Below are 1,266 nucleotides of genomic sequence, written 5' to 3'. Positions count from 1 at the left end.
GACCGCCCCGGCCCGCCCGCCGAGCGCGAACACGTCCCGCCGGTCCCGGATGACGTGCACCCGCTCGCCGGTCTGCCAGGTGGTCACGCGGGCCGCGCGGTCTACGGTCAGCCGCTCCGGGCGCCACGCGACACCGGTGACGCCCAGCTCCGCGGCGAAGGCGAGGCACTCACCGAGATAGCCGTGCGCGGCGTCGGCGTCGTGCCCGGCGGGGGCGGCCGATTCCAGGGCCCAGTAGCGGTCGCGGACGTCCGCCCGGCCGGCCCGGTCGAGCTGCAGGGACAGCCACTTGGGTTCGAGGTAGGTCTCACCCAGGCCGGCCGCCCAGGCCTTGACCGCCTGGACGAGACCGGCGCGGGCCCAGTCGGCCGCTTCCGCGCCCTCGCCCAGGCAGTCCAGCGCCATCGCGTGCCGTAGCGACTGCCGGGCCCGGTGCGTCCACCACCCGGCGGCGATCTCCCGCAGCCGTCCGGCCGGCAGGAGGGCCTTGATCTCGTCGACCAGGGCGTGCCCGCGCAGCGGATGACTGCCCAGCAGCCGCTGGCAGCGGTTGAGGAGGTCCTCGGAGAGCCCGCCGGGCCGCCTGGCGCCCGCTTCGAGCGCCGTGAACTGCTCGGCGAGCTGACGCACCGACCGGGTCCGTATCTCCACCCGGCGGCCGTCGACGAAGAGCAGCGACGGCATGGTCGGCAGGTCCGCCCCGTCGCGGCCGATGAGCAGGAAGTCGATGTCGGAGGAGGGGTTGCCGAACCCCTCCGCGATGGAGCCTTCGAGGACCACCGCCCAGTCGGGGCCCGGCGGCAGGGCGGCGAGCGACTTGTCGAGCAGATCCTGCAACTGCTCGTCGGTGAGGATCACGGTTCGGGGTCTCCGTCCTGCGGGTGTCGGGACTTCACGACGTGGACGTGCCGGCGTCCGCGGACACCGGCATGTCCGGCACGTCCAGCACGGTGACCGTGCCGGCGGCGCCGTCGACGCGCAGCCGGGTGCCGCCGCGGATCTCGGTGGTGACGTTCCTGACCTGGACGACGGTGGGGATGCCCAGTTCGCGGGCGACCACGGCGACATGGGTGAGCGGGCTGCCGCGCTCGATGACCAGGGCGGACGCCGAGGGCAGCGCGGTCACCCAGCCGGGATCGGTGCGGTAGGCCAGCAGGATGCCGCCGCCGACGTCGCGCGGCGTGTCGAGGACCACCGCGGGCCCCTCGGCGACACCCGGGCACGAAGGGGTGCCGCGCAGTTCGCGGGCCCCGCTGCGCACGGCGG

At 75.1% G+C, this 1,266-nt stretch carries 2 protein-coding genes; both read right to left on the bottom strand.

Going from position 1 to position 1,266, the window contains the following annotated elements; translation table 11 throughout:
- Positions 1-858 (bottom strand): nucleotidyltransferase domain-containing protein (locus tag ABZV34_RS39670; RefSeq protein WP_356288229.1); only part of this gene is annotated, 858 nt, incomplete at its 3' end.
- 34 nt (positions 859-892) lie between these two features.
- Positions 893-1,266: PEP-utilizing enzyme (locus ABZV34_RS39665; RefSeq protein WP_356288226.1), on the bottom strand; the 374-nt coding region annotated here is incomplete at its 5' end.

Origin of the sequence: Streptomyces sp. NPDC005195 (assembly GCF_040608315.1) — a bacterium.
GTDB classification, from domain to species: Bacteria; Actinomycetota; Actinomycetes; order Streptomycetales; family Streptomycetaceae; genus Streptomyces; species Streptomyces kaempferi.
This window is presented reverse-complemented; position numbering and strand designations above follow the sequence as displayed.